The following is a 22,131-nucleotide window of genomic DNA, read 5'->3' as shown; positions in this document are numbered from 1 at the left end:
GTCCTGGTCGGCCCGCAGGGTCAGCCAGGACGGCGGAAGCGCTCGCGGCGCCCGTCCCCCGTCAGCTGCAACCAGGACCGCAGGCCCGCCCAGTCGCGGCGCGAGGCGAAGAACCACCCGAACCGGACCACCTCGAGCGGGTACAGCCAGCGCATACCCGGCTGAGACATCAGGTAGCCGCGGTTGCGGTAGACGAAGAACCGTTTGGTGGCGTCGTCCGGGAACTGGGCGGACAGCCGTCCACCGAGGATGGGCCGGAACTCGTCCGAGCCCTGCGGGTGGTGGTACGCCGCGCGGAGCGTCGTCCCGAACGGCACCCCGGCCCGGGTGAGCCGCCGGTGCATCTCCGTCTCGTCGCCGCGCAGGAACAGGCGCAGGTCCGGCACCCCCACCGAGTGCAGTGCCGTGCGGGCGAACAGCGCCCCGTTGAACAGCGACGCGTACCCAGGCAGGAAGTCCCGGCCCCGCATCTCCGAGACGCGGTGGGACCACCGCAGCCCCGTGCGCACCGGGAAGGCGAACCGGTCGGGGTCGGCGATGTCGACGACGGCCGGCGACAGCTCGCCCAGCTGCCGGTCGGCGGCCTCGCGCAGCAGGACCTCGAGGGTGTCCGGAGCACCGGGGCGACCGTCGTCGTCGGCACACCAGACCCAATCGGCGCCAAGCCGCAGGGCGGTGAGCATGCCGAGGGCGAATCCCCCGGCGCCGCCCAGGTTGTCCTTCGAAGGCAAGTACTCGACCGGGCCGGGCCAGTCCGCGACGACCTGCCGGGTCTCCTCGTCATCGCCGTTGTCGACCACGACGAGGTGGTCGGGCAGCCGGGTCTGGCCAGCCAGGACCGCAAGGCCCTCGCGCAGCAGGCCGGCACGCCGGCAGGTGACGATGACCGCAACGACTCGTCCTGCCTCAACCGCCCGGCTCACGGGGCCGGCTCGGCGGGCTCGGGGATGCCCTTGTAGTGGCGCAGCACGGCGTCCAGCGGGCCCTGCTCCTTGATGCGGCCGTGCTCCATCCAGATGGCTGTGGTGCACAGCTGCTCAAGGAACTCGTCGGAGTGCGACGCGAAGACCAATAGCCCGGCCCGGTCGACCAGGTCGCTGAGCCGGCCACGGGCCTTCTCCAGGAACGCAGCATCGACCGCACCGATGCCCTCGTCCAGGAGCAGGATCTCGGGGTCGATGCTGGTGACTACGCCGAGGGCCAGGCGCACCCGCATGCCCGTGGAGTAGGTGCGCAACGGCATCCGCAGGAAGTCACCGAGCTCGGTGAAGTCGGCGATATCGTCGATGCGGGCAACCATCTGCTTGCGGGTCATGCCGAGGAACAGGCCGCGGATGATGATGTTCTCCAGCCCGGAGATCTCCGGGTCCATGCCGACACCCAGATCGAAGACAGGCGCGACGCGCCCTCGGACCTCGCTGATGCCCCGGGTGGGCTCGTAGATGCCCGACAGCAGCCGGAGGAGGGTGGACTTGCCGGCGCCGTTGTGCCCCACCAGTCCGACCCGGTCGCCGTGGTTGATGTCCACGGTGATGTCCCGCAGCGCGTTGATGACGGGCACCTTCGCGTCGCTGTCGATGTTGCCGCCGACGAGACCGAGGACGGTCTTCTTCAGGGACCGGCTCTTCGCGTCGAAGATGGGGAAATCGACCGTCGCGTCGACCGTGCGGATGCTGACCATGTCCGTTCCTCCCTGCTAGACCCAGTACGCCACGCGCGCGCGGTAACGACGCATGGCGACCAGGGTCAACGCCCAGCCGACCACCGTGATCGCCAGCACCACCGCCCAGTGCCGCCAGTGCTGGTCCTGGCCCAGCAGCGGCGCCCGGATGATCTCCAGGAAGTGCAGGAACGGGTTGAACTCAGCGATGCGCGCACGTTCGGCGACCGTCGGGTTCGAGCTGTTGAGCAGGTCCCCGTAGATCCACACGATCGGCGTCATGAAGAACATCAACTGGACGATGCTCTGGCTGATCGGCACGAGGTCCCTGAACCGGGTGCTCACGATACCGAACAGCAGCGCCACCCACACCCCGTTCACCATGAGCAGCGCCAGTGCCGGGACTGCGGCCAGCGATCGCCAAGTCAGCGGCTGCGGGAAGATCGCGAGCATCACCACGTAGACGACCAGGTTGTGCAGGAAGAACAGCGTCTGCCGCCAGACCAGACGGTAGACGTGAACACTCAAGGGGGCGGGCAACTGCTTGATCAGGCCCTCGTTGGCGACGAAGACCTCCGAGCCCTCGTTGATGCAGCCGGAGATGAAGCCCCACACGATGAAGCCCACGAGGATGTAGGGCAATTGCGTCTCGAGCGGGTTGCCGAACAACCCGGCGTAGAGGATGCCCAGCGCGACGGCGGTGACCGCCATGCTGATGGTGATCCACAACGGACCGAGGACGGAGCGCCGATAGCGCTGGCGGATGTCCTGCCATCCCAGGTGTGCCCACAACTGCCGCTGTCCCCAGCCCCCGGCCAGGTCGTGGGCGGCGCGCGCCCACGCCGTCTCGCGTGGGGACGTCGATGCACTCACGCTGGGCACGCTACCCGGGGCAGACGCCGGGGCTTGTCAGCCTCAGCGGACGGTCGTCATTACTGAGCCGTCGTTCCGTCGCAGCACATGTCCCCCTGCGAAGTCCATGCGGCTGCCACCGGCGACCGCGTACACGTCGGACGTCGGGTAGCCGAGCTGCCCGGTCTCGTAGCCGCGGCGGGCCCACTCGTCGTAGAAGGCGCCGCTGAGCACGTGCGCGCCGTGCCCCGTCGACCAGTAGACGGCACCGCCCTGGAAACCCGTGAACCCACCGCCGTTGAGCACTACGGGATCCGTGGTCGGGAAGCCGAGTGCGCCGTACTCGTAACCGGAGGCCGCCCAGGCGGACAGCACGGCTCCGCGCAGCGGATGCCCGCCGGTCATCGGGGACCAGTAGACGGACCCGCCCTGGAAGTGCTGGTACCAGCCCCCGCCGCGGGCAGCCGTGGTCCGAGCCGGCGTGCCGGGAAGCCCGAGCGGGCCCTCCGCACCACCCGCCCTGGCGTAGGCCTGCGCCAGGCCACCGGTGACCGAGAAGGTACCCAGGGCCGAGCTGAACACCTCACCGCGCTGGAACCGCTGCCGCAATCCGCCCGCGACCTGCTCGGCATCCCCCAGCGGGTAGCCCAAGGGCCCGTATTCGTACCCCTGCTGTGCGAAGAGCTGGTAGATGCGGCCGGAGACGTTGGCCGCCTGGGTGGACGGCGACCAGTACAGGTTGCCACCCTCGGTGTGCAGCCCACGCCCTGCGCCACCGGCGGTGAACACATCCGTCGTGGGGAAACCGAGCGGTCCGGTGACCCCCCCTCGGGCGTCGTAGGCGGCGGAGAAGGTCTCGTCCAGCACTCGCGCGCCGGTCCGGGGGCTCCAGGCAATCGACCCACGCTGGAAGGTGGAGAGGAGGCCCCCCGACCGGGCCTGCGGGTCGGACACGGGGAATCCAAGTGCCCCCGCGGGTCCGCCCTGCCGCACGTACGCGGCCAGCAGGTCCCCCTGGACCGGGTGCCCACCCGTCGACGGGGACCAGAAGATGGACCCACCCTGGAACGTGCTCACGAAACCACCGGCCACCGGCACCTCGTCCGCGGTCGGGAAACCCAGCACCCCGCTCACGCCGCCCAGTCGCACCCAGGCCTGCTGGATCCCGCCCCGCACGAAACGCCCACCGGTCGACGGGGACCAGAAGATGGACCCACCCTGGAACGTGCTCACGAAACCACCGGCCACCGGCACCTCGTCCGCGGTCGGGAAACCCAGCACCCCGCTCACGCCGCCCAGTCGCACCCAGGCCTGCTGGATCCCGCCCCGCACGAAACGCCCACCGGTCGACGGGGACCAGAAGATGGACCCACCCTGGAACGTGCTCACGAAACCACCGGCCACCGGCACCTCGTCCGCGGTGGGGAAACCCAGTACCCCGGTCTCGTAGCCCAGCCGGGCCCACGCCTCGTAGATCCCACCCCTCACGGCGTGTGCACCCGTTCCCGGGGAGCGGTAGACCGACCCTCCCTCGAACGCGGTGAATCCGCCGCCCGCCAGCACCGCTTCTGCCGAGCTCGGGTACCCCAGCCAGCCGTTCTCGGCGCCCAGGGCGATCCAGCGCTCGTACGTCTGCCCCGCGACCACCCGCAGCGGCCCGGTGGGGGTTCGGGTGATCGCCCCTCGCACGAGCAGGAGCACCTGCCCGGAGCGCACGGAGGTCTGCACATCCGAGCGAGGCGCGCCGAGAGCGGTGTGGCCCCCCGCGTCCAGGAAGGTCTGCAACCAGGTGCCGGTCAGCGCGTGGGCACCGTTGCCGGGCGCCCAGTACACCCGCCCGTTGTCGTACGCCTGCCACGACACCGGACCGTCGGTGACCAGCGCCCCGCGGATCGCCCCGAGGACGGCAGCACCACCTGCCCGGTTGACGGCCGCCTGCATCTCGTACTCGCGACTGGTCAGCCTCGCCGCGACCGCGGCCCGGATCTCCCCCAACCGGGCATATCCGTACCGGCCAGGGCAGGACGTGTTGCCGACGTCGCGGTGGCCGAAGATGGTCGGCAGCGAGACGCGCTCACCCGCTGCGTAGCGGGACGTCCCGCCCCCACCAGAGGTCAACGTCACCATCCCGGCCGGGTCCACGCCGTACAGCGAGAACTTCCAGGCGATGATGGCGGCGACGGCGTCCACCATCGCCTGGGGCGCCGGAGCCACGTCGAAGTTCCCCAGCATGGACACTCCGAACGTGCCTGAGTTGAAGCCGCCGGCGTGCGCACCGACGACTGTGCTGGCCAACCCGCCCGAGCGGCCCTCCCACAGCCGGCCGAACCGGTCGACGACCACGTTGTAGCCGATGTCGCCCCACCCGCGGCTCACCGCGTGGTAGCGGTAGATCGAACGCATCATGGCCGGGACGTCGGCCACCGTGTAGCCGTTGTTGTCCGCCGTGTGGTGGACCGTCGCCGCCCGAATGGTCGGCGCGTACTGCGGAGCCCAGGTGCGCAGCGCCTCGTCTGCGCCCCACTGCGCTCGGGAAAAGACGTCGGGCATGTCGGTCGCGGCGTCTGCGGTGTCCTGGATGGCGGGGCTGCTGAGGCCCGCATCGGCGTTGGACTCGCCGGGGTCGACCAGGTCGAGCTGCACGTCGGCGGGGGCGGCGCCGGATCTGGTGACCAGCTCGACCTCGACACCTGTGCTGGGTCCCGTCCACAGCGGCGCGGTCCCTCCGCGACCGGCGGCACCGTCCTGCTCGGCGTCCTCGACACCGACCTCTGCCCAGGATCCCCAACCTCCACCGGCTCGCTGCACCCGGACACGCGCGACGGTGTCGGTGACCGCGTCCGACTCGGCCCAAGTCACGCCGACCAGCGAGAACGACGGCACATCCACCTGGCGCACGGTCAGTACCGGCGTGCTCACCGGGACGCTGACCGACGGCGAGCTGGTGCCCAAGCGCACCTCGGCCTCACCCTCCGGCTGCGCCACCGAGCCCAGCGCGACCGTCTCGGTCGACGTCTGCACCGGCTCGGGATCCGGTGTCGGCGCCGCGTAGACGGGCAGCACGAGGAGGGAAGCGGTCATCGCCATGAAGGCGGCGAGGCACGCGATGAGACGGCGCACGGTGGATAGCTCCCTGGGGCGGCTCGACGCGGCACCGGGCGGCGCCACCATCCAGGTATCGACCACAGGCGACCCGGGCTTGAGCCGCCATCCCCCCGCAAGAACGGGCCACGGAGTGGACACCGCAGCGCTTTCGTGTCCAACTATCAGCCGCGGGTCTGGCCACTGCTGCGCGCCCGGGTCCAGCTGGCTGCGAGCCGTGGACGTCCGATGCAGGCGCCGACCAGTCAGGCCCGACTCCGATTTGACGGCTGCGACCCGCTCAGCCGACCGGTCGCGGTGCGGGTGCAGCCGTCCGGGGTGGCCCCAGGGCCCACCGCGTGAGCACGAAGGCCAGCGGGGTGGTGATCGCCACGGCAATGGGCGGGACGAGCCCTTCGCGCACCCTGAGCAGGTCGACGAGCACGAAGGCCACGCCGGTACGGGCAACGATGGTGGTCCCGTTGGCGATGAGGTAGCGGACGAGCGACCGACGGCTGGTGGGGACGTCGAAGGCGAAACGGGCGTTCGCCACGTAGGCCGCCAGCACGGCCAGGACGAGCGCTGCGGTGTTGGCCCACAGGTAGGGCATGAACTGCAGGAAGAGCAAGTACAGCAGCCAGTAGAGGCCGGTGTTGAGCACGTTGATGACCACGAACTTCGCGAAGACCACCGTTGACGAGCGGGTCGGCCTCATCGTCGGGGCGGGGAGTAGCGGCCGGTCGCGGCACGCAGGAGGATCTTGACCAGGTCCAACTGCGCCCTCCGGCCGTGGATCTTGGTCGGGACGGCTTGGCCAGGCGGGGGGTACTCGCGGGTGACCGGGAGTTCGATGCAGCGGTAGCCGAGGCGCGCCGCACGGACCGGCAGGTAGGCCAACAACTCGTAGGTGTCGAACACCTTCCGCAGCGGCGCCACCCGATCGTCGGACAGCAGCGCTGTCGAGTGACCGCGGAACCCGTTGGTCGTGTCGGTGTACCGGCGACGCGCCCCGATGGACATGACGGGCGCATGGAGGAACTTGATGGCCAGGTGCCGTTCCCTGGGCGTGTTGATGGCCCGACCGCCGGGGACGTACCGGGAGCCCTGAATGAAGTCGACGCCGGAACGCAGCGCCTCGGCGAAGGACGGGATGGCCGCGACGTCGTCCTTGCCGTTGCCGTCGACGGTGATGACTCCCTCGTAGCCCTGGCTCAGCGCGTAGGCGAAGCCCAGCCGCAACTGGGCGCTCAGTTTGCCGGGACCCCGCTTCACCAGCAACGTGCGCACACCGAGCTCCCGCAACCGGTCGTGGTCAGTGGAGCCGTCGGTGCTGCCACCGTCGACGAGGACCACGTCGAGCCCGAACCCGGCATCCCTGATCCGCCGGAGCTGGCCGAGAATTCGTTCGCCTTCGTTGATCACCGGGATGAGAACGCACAGGTCCGAAGATCGGGGGGCGAACTCGTGCGTGTCCCCTGCGGGGACGTCCCACCCCGCGGGGAGTTCCCCCCGCGGCCCGTGCTCGCTCACGAGTAGGTCTCCTTCACGAAGTCGGCGGTGCGCCACAGCACTTCTTCGGGGTCGTCCGTCTTCGGCGTCAGCATCTCCACCGAGACGTGGTGCGGGTACCCGACCTCGCGAAGCGCCGCAGCGAACTCGGTGTGGTCGACCGGCCCCCCGGGTCCGACCGGCCCCAGCTGAGGCGCGCTCAGGTGGACATGAGCAAGGACGTCGACGCCGGCGTGGACCCGCTCGACGGCGTCGTCACCGGCCAGCGCCATGCACGCGGTGTCGAGATGAAGGCGCACCCCGGGCGAGTCCACCGCGCGGACGAACGCGGTCGAGGCCACCGCGTCGGTGAGGTAGTCGCACTTGTACGCCTCGGGATTGGCCTCGATGCAGAAGCACACGCCCAGGTCCTCCGCACGTCGTGCGAGCCCGGTGAAGAAGGGCACCGCCACCGCGTCCGCCTCCTCCACTGTGAGCTCCCCGCGGCGCCGATTCCCTGGTGACCCGAACACCAGGCGTTCGGCTCCTACGGCTGCAGCGAACCGTGCCATTCCCGTCAGGTGATCTGCCAGGCCGTCGCGTGCGGCGTCGTCGCCGAAGAGCTGGAGCTCCGGATGGCCGAACAGCAGCGACTGCAACGCGACGACCCGAAGCCCATGGTGCTCGACCTTCGACCGGAACGCTCGCAGCTCCGGCTGCGGCACGGCGAGCGGGTCCGCCCAGATCCTGGTCGGGGCGATCTCCAGGTGTTCGAACCCGTGACGCGGCATCTCCGGCAGGACGGCGTCGTCTCGGTCGGCGGCCCAAGCCAGGTTCGAGAATGCCAGCTTCACGACGTCTCCACCTTCTCGCCGGCAGCCCAGGCGCTGATGCCCGCGACCACCTCCTCCTCTGTTCTCAAGTAGGGACCGCTTCGACCAGCCAGCACATCTGCGTGCCTGGTGCGCAGGTCGTACTGCGCCACCGGCCGGTCGGTGCAGTGGTAGTCCACCCCGAACGCATCCGCGGCGACACGCTTCGCCGACACCGGCGCCGTCGCCAGGTTGACGACCCGCAGCCCCGCGTCGCGAGCCAGCAGCGTGTGCCCCCACAGGTCTCGGACGTCGTAGAACTGGAACGCGGAGTCCTCGTTCGCGAAGCGCGCATCTGGCTGGTGGATGAGGTCGAACACCAAGTTCTTCTTCAACCCCGGCCCGTACATGCCAGGCAGCCTGATGATCAGCGCGTCGTCGAAGCGGTCGGTCACGAACTTCTCCAGCAGCGCCCGGTGTCGGCCGTAGGCCTGCTCCTGCTCGACGTCGGGGGACGCACCCTCGTCGACGCCGCAGGAGTCGGCGAAGACATCGACGGTCGAGACCAGGATGCAGGAGGACGCGGTGCTCTTGTCCAGCGCGGCCATCAGCGGGACCAGCCGCTCCCAGTCAGCCTCCGGTTCGGCATTGGCTCGCCACTTCTCGGCCGGGGCGCCAGCACAGACCACTTGGTCGACCTCGTGCTCGGGCAGGGTCTGGATGTCCGTGCTACGCAGCTGCACCGCCGGACGGACCCGCGACAGCAGGGCTCCGCCGACGAAACCGCTCCAGCCGATCAGAGCGCGCTTCGTCACCGGGTCACCGTCCCGGACCGGGCCTGGGCCGGGTCGGCCTCAGCGTCGACGTTGAGCATGTCCCGAGCCGACAGAACCCGGCTCGTCGTCTCGAAAGCCACGCGGTAGATCGGCCGCTCGTTGGCCGTCTCGTTCGACTGGAACATGAACTCCGCCATGATGGCGATGACCACGCTGAGCAGGAAGAACATCGCGCTCATCTGCAGGCTCATGGAGGTCCACCCCTCGACGGCGCCGCGTGCGAGCCCGACGATCACCACGTAGAGCGCGTAGAGCAGGTTGGCTACGCTCGCCAACAGGGCGAGTCCAACCGCGGCACGCAGCGGACGACCGCTCGCGTAGAAGATCGACCGCACCACCTGACGGAAGCTGCTGGCCGGCCGCGGCTTGAACAGCTCCCCGGTCTCGTAGGGCATGACGGCGGTCGAGTAGCCGGAGATGGAAGGGAGCATCCGTAGCACACGATCGCGGTCCCGACGCGGCAGCCAGGTGTCCAACGCCGAACGGCTGTAGGCGCGGAGGCCGAGCGTGACGGACGCGATGTCGTCGCCCATGCTGCGTGCGGCGACGGCCCGGGTCGCACGGAGCGCCAGACGCCGGCTAGCAGTCGATCGTGCCTCCACCCCCACGACGATGGCGGTCTCCTCGTTCACCATGTCAGCGCACCGGGTGATGTCCTCGACGGCCTCCACGCCCAGCCGGGCCGTGACGACGACGTCGCCCAGTGCGCCGTCGAGACCGGCTGTGAATGCCACCTCGTCCCGCACGCCCTGCACGAGCCCGATCACCTGGAGGTTCGGCTGCCGCTCGGCGAGGTCGCGCGCCCAGCCCAGCCGTCCCCGCGCACCCTGCAGGACGAGGACGATCTCGTGGACGGGGTGGGATGCGGCCAGGTGCGCCTCGAGTTCCTGCAGCCGCTGCTCGATCTTGGCGTCGACCGGGTCACCGAGGACCACCACGCTGAGGAACACCGACGACTGAGCCGCAGGAGCGGGGACTCGGACGACGACGTCGGAACGTGCACCCCCGTTGCCACCGGGTCCTGAGCCGGGCTCGGCGGACTGCTCGAACAGCGTCATGAGAAATGCTCCTCTGCCACTCGCAAGGCGTCTCCGATGTTGTCGATCTTGCTTCCCAAGAACGATAGGACGCGCCCCCGCTCCGACTGCCGGAGGACGATGGGTCGGGCATCGTCGCGGTCCCTGCGTGCCGGCACCGTCTTGATGCCCCAGAGGGACTCCCGGTGGACAGCGTGACCTAGTTCTGGAACGTACCGCTGGGCGTCCCGGATCATCCAGTCGGCCCGTGAAGCAAGGCCACTGCGCAGCGCCTGGAGAGCTTGCCCGAAGGTCGGGAAGGATCCGTGCGGGGTGTACCTGACGTGGCTCAGGGTGTGGTACGGCGTGGATGGGAAAGGCATCAGCGAGAAGTACGGGCCGTCCATCACCGTGATCCCGACCGATCGCAGGCTGCCGGGTAGGTCGACCAGGGCCATCTCGCACGGCTCGCACTGGAGACCCGAGTAGCCCACCCCCTCCGGCAACTGCTCAACCGCCTCACCGTAGGTGCAGATGACCACCCCGTCGGCGACGAGCACCTCACCGCTCTCGAGCTCCACCTCTGCCAGGTCGTCGCGTTCCCGGACCGCCCGTACCGGAGCAGCGGTGCGGACCTCGACCTGCTCGTCCTCCAACTCCTGGAGCATCTGCTCGCGCAGCAGCACGGAGTCGAACACAGCCTCTCGAGTGACCCATGACGCCTCGATCAGGGTGCGGTTGAACAACCGGGTGAGCGACGGGGGGGCATCGGTCAGGGGAGCACCGATGTAGTCGCACATCCGGCGGAACTTGCGGGCGTTGACCAGCCCGCCTCGGGCGACCGCGTAGAGGCACTGGAAGTCGTCACGGACGCATGACCGGTACCGGTCCATGAAGGACAAGTACGACGCCTGGCTCCGCCCGGCCGTCCGCAGTGACCGCGGGTAGTGGTAGCCCCCGTGCACGCGCGCCTGGTTGAAGTAGCTCGCTCCCCCCAAGAGCTGATCTCGAGCCTCCAGCACCGTCACGGCGGCACCCTGGCGCGACAGGTGACCAGCCAGCGACGTGCCGTAGAAACCGCCACCGACGACGGCGATCTGCCGTTTCGTCACGATGCAGCTCCTGCGTCGGCCGGGCGATGCGTACCGGTTCCCTCTCGGAACACGGCACCCCCGGCGTGCTCCTCACCGCCACGACGGTGGGACGGCCACGCGCGGTAGCTGATCGTCGCCAGTCGCACGCTGATCATCGCGAACACGAAGGGGAGGAACGGCAGGTAGAAGACGATGGTGTCCAGGTGCGGGTGGTCGAGCATGTGGCCCACCGCCAACACCATCCATGAAAATGCACCTAGCAGACCCAACCCGGCCGCGACGGCGAGCCGACGCTGAAGGGGCGCATCAACCTGCCGGCCCCGCCACGCGTGGATCGCCAGAACGAAGAAGACAAAGACGAACAGGTAGACGGGAAGGCCGAAGGAGGAGAACCCGAAGCCCGCCTCACGGTATGCCGGGAAGGAGACCGCGGGATTGAGCAGGTAGTGGACCATCCTGAACAACCACAGCCCGACGACGCCGTCACCGTCGAGCAACCAGCCCCATACCGGGTCACCCTGGGCCCGAGCCGAATCGAGGATCCTCGCGACGTCCGACGGATCGAAGGTCCGTTCCTCGAGCCGCTGCTCGATGATGGATGCGTCGCCGAACCTGGCCAGCAGTTGAAGGACGTGCACGCCGACGGCCATGCCGAACCCGACCACCCCCGCCGCCATGGCCGCGACGAGTCCAGCGAGGAATCTGCGGTCCACGCGACCCCTGAACTCGTGGAACGCCACCGCGGCCGCCGTCCCCAGCAGGACCGTCGAGATGAACTCGTATCCGTTCAGGCAGCGCAGGAACACCAGGAACGCGATTAGAAGCCCACCCTTGACCCACTTGCGTCGCCCTGCGCCGAGCCGCGGCCACACCAGCAACGGGACGAGGGTAGGGAGCAGGAACGTCCACAGCTGCCAGTAGGTGCTGGCGCCGAAGACGTTGGTCCAGAACGAGAGAGTGAGCAGCACAGCCAGGACGACCGCGGCCCTGCGGCCCCACACCCTCCCCGCGGCGACGACCGCCGTGGCGAACACCGCTGCCGTCAAGAAGCAGGTCACGAGCCTGAGCTGCTCGTAGAACAGATCACCCGGACTGGCCCAGTTCATCACGATGCCCTGCAGCCCGAACTGGCTGGGGTACTCGCGCCCAACGCCACCCAACAACGGGAAGATGCCCGGCCCGGGGTCGAGCATGAGGTCTCGCACCAACGAGTCGGAGTCCTCCTGGAACCCCATCTTGAAGGTCGGGTCCATGATGCCGAGGAAGTCGTGCCGGATCTGCAGACCGAAGAAGACGGTCAACGCAAGCCACGTCAACCGCTCGCGTGCGCGCCGGGACATGGGATGGCCTCCTCGTTGCTGGGGCTCCGGCGATCGAAACCGGGCCGCGATCGAGAGTACGTGCGAGGCGGTTGCCGAAGAGCCCCTGCTGGCGGGTCGGGACGTGTCCCGGACCACCGGGACGTCCCAGGAATCGCGGTCGTCCCATGCACCACAGGGGTCCGTCTACGGGAGGTAGCTGATCTGATTTGGCGCACCGGTGGTGGCAGGGTCCAGAGGTGCACCCGACAGCGCCACGTTGATGTAGTCACCAGCTTGTTGGACGTCAACTATCCGTCGGACTTGACCATCAGCGAACCGGACACTCCTGGCAGTCGACAGGTCCTCCCAGTTCATCGGGGTGTAGTAGACGAAGAAGCCAGCGGCAAGCCTGCTGATGCCCCTGTCCCAGTTCGCGTCAGTCAGGTCGACTGGACCAGAGAAGAACGAGCCGTACACGGCGCGGGCGTCTGACTCGGTTGGGAACAGGACGCGAGACGCTGTGCAAGAGACCAACCGCGTCACCGGGTTGGTCGTGTTGCTGACGTCTTTCAGGGCCAGGGTCCGGTTTCCGGCACCTGTGTCCCGGACGATGACCGGGAAGCGCTGGCGGTCTGCGCCTGGGTCCAGTGCCTGGAACCCCTGAGCCGAAGAAGCCACCGACAGGTTGTTCTCGACCATCGTGAATGACCTCGACCCTCGACCGGGCCCCTCATACCGCAGGTCAACCTCGTACATGCCAAGCTCCGGAGTGCTCAGCCGTATCGCCCCCCCGTCCACCTCACAGGGGACACCCGGCCATGCCCGCGGGGTTGCCGGTCGCCAGTTCACCGTCAACGGTGAGGACGTCTCCGGTGCATAAGCCCGGAAGAGTTCGCGGTAGAACCACCAATTTGCGCCTATCCCCCACGTGGTCCAAATGATGGATGGCGAGGCGGTCACAACAAGCTCGTGTGGCCTCTGCATGAAATCTGCGAAGGCCGTGCGCTCGTCCCCCAGCGCGGCGATGACCGAGTCAACGCTCAGGGCCTCTGTCGGCCCATTCAATGCACCCGCAAGCCCGGAGTACTCCTCGACGACGTCGTCGACCCCGTCGACTTCCTCGACCTGGTCGAGAAAGTCGGGAGGTACAAGACCCCCCAGCTCGGGTATGTACACCCCACCTGCACGGGCCAGGTCACCGCCTGTGGCACGCGCCTCGTACACCGCCGCTGCACCGGACGCCGCGAGGGTGGCGACCGCCACGGCCGCCACCGCCCGCCGCGCTGCACGTGGGGGGGCCACCTGCCGATCCAGCCTGCGGACACCCCAGATGGCCAGCCTCGCCACGAGGAGGGCACCGACGAGCCAGCCCCACAGCACGAAGGACCAGTAGTAGCCCCCCGTGTGGCCCCCGATGGTCGCCGCCACACCGCCGGCCAGTACTGCCCCGCCGAGGAACAGGACCAGCGCCCGTTCCACCGTGGGCCGCAGCACGGCGAGCACGAGCACCACCACCAGGACCAGCAGGGCCGGCAGCGCGCCCTCGTTCGCCATCGACCGATAGAGGTCACCGATGGAGTAGATGCGGTCGGCCGGCGACCACGGTCCGAAGTACCAGAACTGATCACCCCGGACGTCGACCAGGTTGTACCGCAGCAGCGGGACAAATCCCCCTGCCGTGGCCAGGAACCCGGCGCCGATGAAGCCACCCGCCGCCCCGGCCCACAGCGCGACCAACCCTTGCCACCGAGGCGTCCACCCGCGGACCAGGACCAGGATGGAGGTGAGGACGAGGATCAACCCACCCGATGCCAGGCCGTAGTCGTTCGACCACACGGCCATAACCAGGCCCGCGGCCCCGCCCAGCACAGCTGCTCTGCGGATCGTCCACCCACCCCGCAGCAGCAGGAACGCCACCATTGTCAGCAGGTAGGGCGCAGCTGCTCGGATGGGTCGCAGGCTGTTCCCCGGGATCGCCGCAATGCCGATCAGCCCGTCGAACCAGGTGTAGACCTCGGGGCGGAACATGCCCAGCGCCGCCACGACGGCTGCGATCCCCGCACCCACCAGGAACGCCCGACCCGAACGCCGGGGGAAGAACAACATGGCGAGTACCCCGACGACCGTCTGGAACACCAGTTGAGTGACCGCGTAAGACGAGAAGACCGAAGCGGTCAGATCCGCACCCGCGGCGAGGAAGAGCGGGAACAGCAGGAAGACCGGCCCGATGCCCAGGTACGGGAAGAAGTCCCGGCCCGGCAATTCCCCGTCGGCCAATCGGAAGAGGCCGCTGGCGGTTTGGAACGCGCCGTCGAGTTGGTAGACCGGCACTCCGTGCATGGCCTGGCGGCCGACCGCGAACGGTACGACGAGGAACAGCACGACCACGCCGGCACGGCGCGCCCAGGTCACCCACCGGGGACCGCGGTCGGGCTGCGTCCTCGCGTCTCCCCCACCGGTAGACGTGTCCAGGTCGCTCTCGGACCTCATCTGTGCACATCCCCGTTCCTCGCCGCGGCCCGCTCTGAGCAACCGCCCGGCTGACGGCCCTACGACTCAGCGGCGAACCGGTCCGGGTGTCTCACCGCACGGTCACCGTCGTCTGACCGTTGGACGCAAGGGTGATGGTTCCGCCCTGGAAGTCCATGCGTACGCCACCGGACACCGCGTACTGGTCTGACGTCGGGAATCCGAGCCGGCCCGCCTCGTAACCGTTCGACGCCCATGCACTGTAGATGGCTCCGCGGATGGCGTGTGCCCCACCCCCAGGGCTCCAGTACACCGCTCCCCCCTGGAACGGCGCGTAGGTGCCGCCCGCAAGTGCAACCTCGTCACCGGTGGGCATCCCGAGCGGTCCGTACTCGTACCCTGTCCGACCCCAGGCGGCGAGGGTCTCGCCCCGCACGCCGTAACCGCCCGTGGCCGCGCCGGCGTAGATGGTCCCACCCTGGAAGTACTGGACGATCCCCCCGCCACCGGACGTCGTCTCGAACGAGTTCGCCGCCGGCAGCCCGAACGGGCCGGACGCACCTCCGGACCGCTGCCATGCTGCGTCAACGGCCTTGGGCACCGCGTAGGCGGGTCCAGCGGCCGGGACCACGACCGATCCTCCCTGGAAGGCCACGACTTGGCCGAGCCCCTGCGGCAGGGCGACCGCATCCGCGGTCGGGTAGCCCAAGACGCCGTTCTCGTACTCCAGTGCGGCGTAGGCCGCGAAGGCCCGAGAGGGCACGTTGACCGCCCCCGTGGCGGCAGACCAGTACAAGTTGCCGTTCGTCAGGTGCACCACCCGACCGCCGGTCGCCGTCGTGAACTCATCGGTCGTCGGGAAGCCCAGGCCAGCGCTGCCGCCCCGGGCGTCGTAGGCGGCCGTCATGACCGGCCCCATTCGGTGGGCACCGGTCGCGGACGACCAGAGGATGCTTCCGCCGGTGAAGTCCGAGCGCTGCCCACCGGGAAGGTCTTGTACATCGGTGACCGGGTAGCCCAGCGGGCCACCTTCGTACCCCTGCCGGGCCCAGGCCCCGTAGATCTCACCCCGCAGGATTCTCGATCCCGTCGACGGGGACGTGTAGACCGCACCGCCGGTGAACATCTGGAATGAGCCCGCCCGGAGGGTGCCGACGTCGGAGACGGGGAAACCGAGTACTCCTGCTGGACCACCGGCAGCCTGCCAGGTGGCGAGGGTTCCGCCTCGCACCGCGTGCGCACCGCCGGCAGTGGAGGCCCAGATGGACCCCCCGGTGAAGTCCTGCCTGGTCCCACCGCCGACGGCCTGCAGCCCGGACGTCGGCCAGCCGAGCCCTCCAGTCTCGTAACCCTGCCTGGCCCACGCCGAATACGTGCTGCCACGGAGTGCGTGGGCGCCACCCGTCGGCGACCAGTAGATGGCGCCGCCCTGGAACATGCTGAAGGCCCCGGCGCCCAACGGCGTCACAGAACTGGTCGGGAATCCCAGAGCTCCCGATTCGTACCCCAGTCGACCCCATGCGGTGTAGATGTCGCCGCCGATGGCGTTCGCACCGGTGGCGGGCGACCAGTAGATGCTGCCGTTCTGGAAGGCGGAGAAGTAGCCACCTGGGACCGGCGTCTCGTCGCCGGTCGGCCAACCGAGCGCGCCGGCTTCGTAGCCGCGAGCGGCCCACGCGGCGTAGATGCCGCCCCGCACGAAGTGGGCTCCGGTGGACGGCGACCAGTAGATCGCGCCGCCCTGGAAAGAGGAGAAGTAACCACCCGGGATGGCCGCTTCGTCCCCCACCGGGTATCCGAGCAGGCTGTACTCGTAGCCCAGCCCCCCCCACGCCTGCAGGATCGCGCCGCGCACGACCCGCGCTCCTGATGCGGGAGACCAGTAGATCGCTCCGCCCGCGTACCGTTGGTAGCAACCGCCGTTGGCCGCGCGGCAGTCGACGTCACCTGTAGCCAGACCCAGGTAGCTGGATGCGCCACCGAAGTCCAGGTACTTCTGCGCCACCGCGGACCCCCCGCTGGACTGCGTGGACCCGAACCAGTCCGTGAAGTAGTTGAAGAAGTTGCGGTTGCCGTAGGCCGAGCAGCCGTCTCCCCGCCCGTACCCAGCAGCCAGTGCAGGACCGTTGGGGGTGTACGGCGTGTAGTTGTAGAGGCCCGCAGTGGCCTGGTTCTCGATGTAGACCGACTGTCCACCGCAGGCAGCATTCGGGTTGTACTGGACGAAATTGGTCCGGCCGGCCACGTAGCCGTAGCGGCTGGGCGTTGCCTGGTAGTTCTTGAACTGGCGTGCAGCCGAGTAGAGCTGGTTGAACAACCCGTTGTAGGTGGTGTCGCACGCGGCCGTGTCGGGGCAACCGAAACCGACGGCCTTCGCATACTGGCCGGTAGTCGGGTTCGAGGCGGTGACGAGCCCCTGCTCCTTCTGCAGAGTCACGAGCAGGACTTGTGGGTTGACCCCACACGCCCGCGCCACCTTGGCGATGATGCTGGCAGCGGTCTCTTGCGTGGCGCCCGCATACGGCAACGGGCATCGAGTGTCCGCCGGACGGGTGTAGGTGTCCATGCGGTAGTTGTCCATGCACAGGGAATTGGACGCCGCGCAGGACGATCCCCGCGCGGCCAGGAACGCCTGGATGTCGGACGCACTCATGGTCGAGGTGTCGTAGAAGACACCATCGGAGATGATGTTGCCCGGGTTGAACCTGCTGAGATCCGCCGACTCGGTCCAGCGCCCGGCAGAGAATGCCCCGAACGCAAGGCCGCCCAGGAGCACGAAACCCAACGCCCAGGTGGTCCAGCGCTGAGCCCGGTGGCCGGTCACGGGATCACCACCACGAAGTCGTCGGAACGGCCGTTGGACGTTGCGGACTCGTACGAGATGAACCCGTCCCAGGCCCCAGTCCCGAGATCCGCCGCCGGGATGCTCAACGCTCCGCACGAAGTGGAACTCGCATCAGGGACGGCGGCAGAACGCGCCTGGGCGGACACCTCTCCAAGGTTGAGCACCAAGGTGCAGGTCCCGCCCGTCTCTATGACCTCTGGGATGAACGCTCCGGCCTCCACCTGGGCACCGGATACGTCGTACGAGGCGTAGGTGTAGGACACACGGCGGTCGACCCTGTCCGCGCTCAGGGGGGTCGAGGACTCGGCGCTCGTCCCCGTTGGTGCCGAGGTGGTTGCAGCCGACCCTGACCCCGTACCGGACCCTGACGGGTACCCGTCCTGCGCTCCGGTGGACATCGCAGCGGCACCGGACCCGTCTTCGCTGAAGGAGGTCGAGACGTCTGGTCCACCGACGAGGTAGCCGACCCCAGCCGCCCCACTGACGAGCACGAGCGCGCCTCCGGCGACGAGCGCGGCTCTACGCCGTCTCCTTCGAGTAGTCGACGTCAACATCTGCGTCCCTCCGTGGACCGAGGCGCCAGCTCGACGCGTGGTGCTCGCGACGGCGACGCTGAGGAGCGACACAGCGCGAGGGCTTCGCAACTGTACGTGTTCAAAGGTGGGGGATTACGTCACCGACACGCCCTAGGGGCGGGTTGCCGTGCCGTCGTTAGATCCACATTCACCCAGCTGCGGCGCCGTACTATCGCGGTTCGCTACCGCCGAGCCAGGTCGCAGGCTCCCTACCGGAACGTCCCTGCCCGCCGGACGCGAGGAAGTCGATGATGGACGAGAACCCGCATGACCCCGCGTCCCGGCAGTTGCCCGCGCGGTTGGACCCCCGCGCGGGGCGAGGCAGGCATACCCGCCGGTCGAACGGGGCACCACCTGGACCTGACGCAACTCCGCACGCCCACCGAACGCGGCGTCCCGTTGCGCTGGCCAGATTGATCGCGGCTGTCCTGTCCGTCGTGCTCGTGTGCAGCAGCGGGTGGGGCTGGTACCTCGGCAAGGTCGCCGAGGCCGCGGTGAACCGCACCGACGCCATCCCGGCCGACGGCAACGCCGACACCTCGGGCAGCGGCGAGGCGATGAACCTGCTCCTGGTGGGCAACGACAGCCGGGTCAGCCTGAGCGAGGAGCAGCTCGCCGAGCTCAACGCCGGCGAGGACTCCGGCACCAACACCGACACGATGATCCTGGTGCACATCCCGGCCGACGGGTCCAAGGCCTCCTTCGTCTCCTTCCCGCGCGACAGCTACGTGGACATCCCCGGCCACGGGCAGGACAAGCTGAACTCCGCCTACGCGTACGGCGAGCGCGACGCCCCCGCCGACGCCACCGACGCGGAGCGCCAGAGCGCCGGCGCTCAGTTGCTGGTGCAGACCATCAGCCAGCTCACCGGCCTGCAGATCGACCACTACGCCGAGGTCGACCTGCTGGGTTTCTTCCAGCTCAGCAGCATCGTCGGCGGCGTCGAGGTCAACCTCTGCCAGGCCGTCGACGACTCCTACTACTCCGGCGCGGTGTTCCCGGCCGGGGTGCAGACCATCAGCGGCGCCGACGCGCTGAAGTTCGTCCGCCAGCGGCACGGGCTCCCTCGCGGCGACTTCGACCGGATCATCCGCCAGCAGGTCTACATCGCCGGCGTGCTGCGCAACATCCTCAGCGAGAACGTCCTGTTCGACCTTGGCAAGCAGCGCGAGCTGGCCGACGCAGCCGGCGGGGCGCTCACCGTCGACCAGGGGCTGAACCTCTTCGACCTGGCTGCGCAGATGCAGTCGATCACGGCCGGCGCGATCGACTTCCAGACCATCCCCTACGTCGGCGACGCCGAGGACCCGCAGGGCCGCTACATCCTGCAGCTGCAGGACGAGGACACCCTGCACGCCTTCTTCGCCGACCTCTCCGCCGACCCGCAGGCGCCTGCCCCGTCCACCGCCGAGGCCCCGGACACCGTGGCCCCCGCGGACGTCACGGTCGACGTGTACAACGGCTCGGGCACGTCGGGGCTCGCGGCGAGCGCGGCCGAGCAGCTGACGGCGGCCGGCTTCGCCGTCAGCAGCACCGGCAACGCCGACAGCGATGCCTACACCCTCACCGAGATCCGCTACGCCGAGGGGGACGCCGCACTGGCCAACACGCTGGCCGCGGCCATTCCGGGTGCCAGCACCGCGCAGAGCGACGACGCCGCCCCCGGCACCGTGCAGCTCGTCCTCGGCTCCGACTTCGCGGGCGTCGGCCAGGCGGTCGAGGCGCCCGCCTCCACCACGGCGGCCTCGGGCGAGGACCCGCGCACCGCCGACGACACCAGCTGCATCAACTGATGACCACCCCCGCCGACCTGCTCGGTCGCGCCCTCCGTCGGGACGCCGCCGCTCCCCTGGTCACCCAGTACGACGACGCCACCGGCGAGCGGGTGGAGCTCTCGGGCACCACCCTGGCCAACTGGGTGGCCAAGACCGCGAACCTGCTGCAGGACGAGTTCGACGTCGGCCCGGGCAGCAGGGTGGCGGTCGCCCTCCCCGTGCACTGGCAGACCGCCGCCGTCCTGCTGGCCGTGTGGTCGTGCGGCGCGACGGTGGTCGACACCGCGGCGGAGGACGACGGCGGCCTGGACGACGTCGACGTCGTGCTCGCCGCGCAGGACCGGGTGCCCGCGATCGAGGAGCAGGGCGTCGACGACCTGCTGGGGCTGTCCCTGCACCCCCTCGGCCTGGGCATGACCGGCTACGCCGGGTCGGCCCGGGACTTCGCCCTCGAGGTCCGCGTGCACGGTGACCACTTCGCCCCGTACGCGCCGGTCGAGCCGGACGCCCTGGGACTGCGGGTGGCCGGACTCGAGCTGACCCTCACCGGCCTGGTCGCGGCCGCCGAGCAGCTGGCCGACCGGTTGGGCGTCCGGGACGGGGACCGGGTGCTCATCACCGAGGACAGCGCCGCCGAGGCCGGCCCGGTCGTCTGGTTGCTCGCCCCGCTCGCCGTCGGCGCGTCGCTGGTCGTGTGCCGGCACCCCGCTTCCGACCAGTTGAAGCGGCGGGCCGACGCCGAAGGGGTCACCGCTACCCTCGGCGTCGGGCTCGACGGGATCCGCGAGCTGGGCCGCCCCGCGACGAGCTGATCCGCCCAGCGATCCGACGGATGGTGGTCGCTGCATGGACAAGGTCGTCGCCAGTGCTGCCGAGGCGGTGGCCGACATCGGCTCCGGCTCGTCGCTGGCCGTGGGCGGGTTCGGGTTGTGCGGGGTGCCGATCAAGCTGATCGACGCGTTGCTGGCGCAGGGCGCGGACCGGCTGACCACGATCAGCAACAACTGCGGCGTGGACGACGCCGCGCTGGGGGTCCTGCTCTACGCCGGTCGGATCACCCGCACCATCTCCTCCTTCGTCGGGGGCAACAAGGAGCTGGCGCGGCTGTACCTGTCCGGGCAGCTGGAGGTCGAGCTCACCCCGCAGGGCACGCTGGCCGAGCGGCTGCGCGCCGGGGGCTGCGGCATCCCGGCCTTCTACACCCCGACCGGCGTCGGGACGATGGTCGCCGACGGCGGCATCCCGGTCCGCTACGACGCCGACGGCAACGTCACCGTCACCTCCCCGCCCAAGGAGATCCGCGAGTTCGACGGCCGCCAGTACGTGCTGGAGACCGCGCTGACCGCCGACTTCGGCCTCGTCCGCGCCGCGAAGGGCGACCGGCACGGCAACCTCGTCTTCCACGAGTCCGCCCGCAACTTCAACCCCCTGGCCGGCATGGCCGGGCGCATCACCATCGCCGAGGTCGAGGAGCTGGTCGAGCCCGGTGAGATCCTGCCCGAGGCCGTGCACCTGCCCGGGGTCTTCGTGCAGCGGGTGGTCGAGGTCGGCACCGAGGGCAAGGAGATCGAGAAGCGCACCACCCGCCCCCGCCCCGCACAGACCGAGGAGGCCTGACGATGGCGCTCACCCGCAACCAGCTCGCCGCCCGCGTCGCCGCCGACCTGGAGGACGGCTCCTACGTCAACCTGGGCATCGGCATGCCCACCCTGGTGCCCAACTTCATCCCCGACGGCGTGCACGTGGTGCTGCAGTCGGAGAACGGCATCCTCGGCGTCGGTCCCTACCCCTTCGAGGGCGAGGAGGACCCGGACCTGATCAACGCCGGGAAGGAGACCGTCACCCTGCAGCCCGGGGCGTCCTTCTTCGACTCCTCGCTGTCGTTCGGGATGATCCGCGGCCACCACATCGACGTCGCCGTCCTGGGCGCCATGCAGGTCAACCCCCGCGGCGACCTGGCCAACTGGCTCATCCCCGGCAAGATGGTCAACGGCATGGGCGGGGCCATGGACCTCGTCCACGGCGCCCGCCGGGTCGTGCTCATGATGGAGCACACCGCCCGCGACGGATCGCACAAGCTCGTCGCCGAGTGCACCCTGCCCCTGACCGGCAAGGCCTGCGTCGACCGCATCGTCACCGACCTCGCCGTCGTCGACGTCGTCCCCGGCACCGGCTTCGTCCTCCGCGAGACCGCCCCCGGAGTCACCACCGACGACGTCGCCGCCGCCACCGGCGCACCCCTCACCGTCGCCGACGACGTCCACGAGATGCGCTTTCCGGTGACCGCCTGATCGCGGTGGGGGCCGCCGGTCGCGGCCCTCACCGGC

Annotated in this window: 18 protein-coding genes; 4 read left to right on the top strand and 14 right to left on the bottom strand. The window is 69.5% G+C overall.

What is annotated here, in order from left to right; genetic code table 11:
- Window positions 1-20 precede the first annotated feature (20 nt).
- The 14 genes from glfT1 to BM158_RS21705 all read right to left on the bottom strand — a co-directional run bounded on the left by glfT1 (window position 21) and on the right by BM158_RS21705 (window position 17,717).
- Complete coding sequence (gene glfT1 / locus BM158_RS06090; RefSeq protein WP_091555516.1) at window positions 21-923, bottom strand: galactofuranosyltransferase GlfT1; 903 nt, start codon at window positions 921-923, stop codon at window positions 21-23.
- Window positions 920-1,681 carry a galactan export ABC transporter ATP-binding subunit Wzt/RfbE gene (wzt, locus tag BM158_RS06085; RefSeq protein WP_091555514.1) on the bottom strand — a complete coding sequence of 254 codons (762 nt, stop codon included), beginning with the start codon at window positions 1,679-1,681 and terminating at the stop codon, window positions 920-922. The genes glfT1 and wzt overlap by 4 nt, the downstream gene beginning before the upstream one ends.
- Before the next feature lie 15 nt (window positions 1,682-1,696).
- Window positions 1,697-2,533: a galactan export ABC transporter permease subunit Wzm/RfbD gene (wzm, locus tag BM158_RS06080; RefSeq protein ID WP_207506197.1), complete on the bottom strand. Its 837-nt coding sequence runs from the start codon at window positions 2,531-2,533 to the stop codon at window positions 1,697-1,699.
- A gap of 42 nt (window positions 2,534-2,575) precedes the next feature.
- Complete coding sequence (locus BM158_RS06075) at window positions 2,576-5,632, bottom strand: N-acetylmuramoyl-L-alanine amidase (RefSeq protein ID WP_131801982.1); 3,057 nt, start codon at window positions 5,630-5,632, stop codon at window positions 2,576-2,578.
- 262 nt (window positions 5,633-5,894) lie between these two features.
- Window positions 5,895-6,284: a GtrA family protein gene (locus BM158_RS06070; protein ID WP_165628842.1), complete on the bottom strand. Its 390-nt coding sequence runs from the start codon at window positions 6,282-6,284 to the stop codon at window positions 5,895-5,897.
- Window positions 6,285-6,304: 20 nt separating this feature from the next.
- Window positions 6,305-7,123: a glycosyltransferase family 2 protein gene (locus BM158_RS06065; RefSeq protein ID WP_091555501.1), complete on the bottom strand. Its 819-nt coding sequence runs from the start codon at window positions 7,121-7,123 to the stop codon at window positions 6,305-6,307.
- On the bottom strand, window positions 7,120-7,935 hold the full coding sequence (locus BM158_RS06060) for a sugar phosphate isomerase/epimerase family protein (RefSeq protein WP_091555499.1): 816 nt from the start codon (window positions 7,933-7,935) through the stop codon (window positions 7,120-7,122). The genes BM158_RS06065 and BM158_RS06060 overlap by 4 nt, the downstream gene beginning before the upstream one ends.
- Window positions 7,932-8,708, bottom strand: a complete 777-nt coding sequence (locus tag BM158_RS06055; RefSeq protein ID WP_091555497.1) for an NAD-dependent epimerase/dehydratase family protein — start codon at window positions 8,706-8,708, stop codon at window positions 7,932-7,934. Before BM158_RS06055 ends, BM158_RS06060 begins: the two co-directional genes overlap by 4 nt.
- On the bottom strand, window positions 8,705-9,787 hold the full coding sequence (locus BM158_RS06050; RefSeq protein ID WP_131801981.1) for a glycosyltransferase family protein: 1,083 nt from the start codon (window positions 9,785-9,787) through the stop codon (window positions 8,705-8,707). Before BM158_RS06050 ends, BM158_RS06055 begins: the two co-directional genes overlap by 4 nt.
- On the bottom strand, window positions 9,784-10,857 hold the full coding sequence (locus BM158_RS06045; protein WP_165628841.1) for an FAD-dependent oxidoreductase: 1,074 nt from the start codon (window positions 10,855-10,857) through the stop codon (window positions 9,784-9,786). The genes BM158_RS06050 and BM158_RS06045 overlap by 4 nt, the downstream gene beginning before the upstream one ends.
- A complete protein-coding gene (locus BM158_RS06040; RefSeq protein WP_131801980.1) occupies window positions 10,854-12,140 on the bottom strand; it encodes a hypothetical protein in 1,287 nt (428 codons plus the stop codon). The genes BM158_RS06045 and BM158_RS06040 overlap by 4 nt, the downstream gene beginning before the upstream one ends.
- 204 nt (window positions 12,141-12,344) lie before the next feature.
- Entirely contained in the window at window positions 12,345-14,528 is a 2,184-nt protein-coding gene (locus BM158_RS06035; RefSeq protein ID WP_131801979.1) for a hypothetical protein, read from the bottom strand.
- 193 nt (window positions 14,529-14,721) lie between these two features.
- Window positions 14,722-17,433, bottom strand: a complete 2,712-nt coding sequence (locus tag BM158_RS06030) for an LGFP repeat-containing protein (protein WP_091555486.1) — start codon at window positions 17,431-17,433, stop codon at window positions 14,722-14,724.
- On the bottom strand, window positions 17,430-17,717 hold the full coding sequence (locus tag BM158_RS21705) for a hypothetical protein (RefSeq protein WP_091555484.1): 288 nt from the start codon (window positions 17,715-17,717) through the stop codon (window positions 17,430-17,432). The genes BM158_RS06030 and BM158_RS21705 overlap by 4 nt, the downstream gene beginning before the upstream one ends.
- 725 nt (window positions 17,718-18,442) lie before the next feature.
- Here BM158_RS21705 and BM158_RS06020 point away from each other — a divergent pair.
- The 4 genes from BM158_RS06020 to BM158_RS06005 are packed head-to-tail and all read left to right on the top strand — an operon-like array spanning window position 18,443 to window position 22,095.
- Window positions 18,443-19,822 (top strand): LCP family protein, encoded by a 1,380-nt coding sequence (locus tag BM158_RS06020; protein ID WP_229827619.1) that lies wholly within the window; start codon window positions 18,443-18,445, stop codon window positions 19,820-19,822.
- Window positions 19,822-20,616, top strand: coding sequence for a TIGR03089 family protein (locus BM158_RS06015; protein WP_091555480.1), 795 nt, complete (start codon window positions 19,822-19,824; stop codon window positions 20,614-20,616). The genes BM158_RS06020 and BM158_RS06015 overlap by 1 nt, the downstream gene beginning before the upstream one ends.
- A 34-nt stretch (window positions 20,617-20,650) precedes the next feature.
- Window positions 20,651-21,421: a CoA transferase subunit A gene (locus BM158_RS06010; protein ID WP_091555478.1), complete on the top strand. Its 771-nt coding sequence runs from the start codon at window positions 20,651-20,653 to the stop codon at window positions 21,419-21,421.
- A 2-nt stretch (window positions 21,422-21,423) separates the two neighbouring features.
- Window positions 21,424-22,095 carry a CoA transferase subunit B gene (locus BM158_RS06005; protein WP_091555476.1) on the top strand — a complete coding sequence of 224 codons (672 nt, stop codon included), beginning with the start codon at window positions 21,424-21,426 and terminating at the stop codon, window positions 22,093-22,095.
- Window positions 22,096-22,131: the final 36 nt, after the last annotated feature.

It is taken from the genome of Klenkia taihuensis (assembly GCF_900112525.1).
Classification (GTDB): domain Bacteria; phylum Actinomycetota; class Actinomycetes; order Mycobacteriales; family Geodermatophilaceae; genus Klenkia; species Klenkia taihuensis.
This window is presented reverse-complemented; position numbering and strand designations above follow the sequence as displayed.

What these genes read in the sequence shown, in the direction of transcription:
- wzt (WP_091555514.1), bottom strand. Translation starts at nt 1,681, where the DNA reads ATGGTCAGCATCCGCACGGTCGACGCGACGGTCGATTTCCCCATCTTC.
- BM158_RS06050 (WP_131801981.1), bottom strand. Translation starts at nt 9,787, where the DNA reads ATGACGCTGTTCGAGCAGTCCGCCGAGCCCGGCTCAGGACCCGGTGGC.
- BM158_RS06010 (WP_091555478.1), top strand. Translation starts at nt 20,651, where the DNA reads ATGGACAAGGTCGTCGCCAGTGCTGCCGAGGCGGTGGCCGACATCGGC.
- BM158_RS06005 (WP_091555476.1), top strand. Translation starts at nt 21,424, where the DNA reads ATGGCGCTCACCCGCAACCAGCTCGCCGCCCGCGTCGCCGCCGACCTG.
- BM158_RS06015 (WP_091555480.1), top strand. Translation starts at nt 19,822, where the DNA reads ATGACCACCCCCGCCGACCTGCTCGGTCGCGCCCTCCGTCGGGACGCC.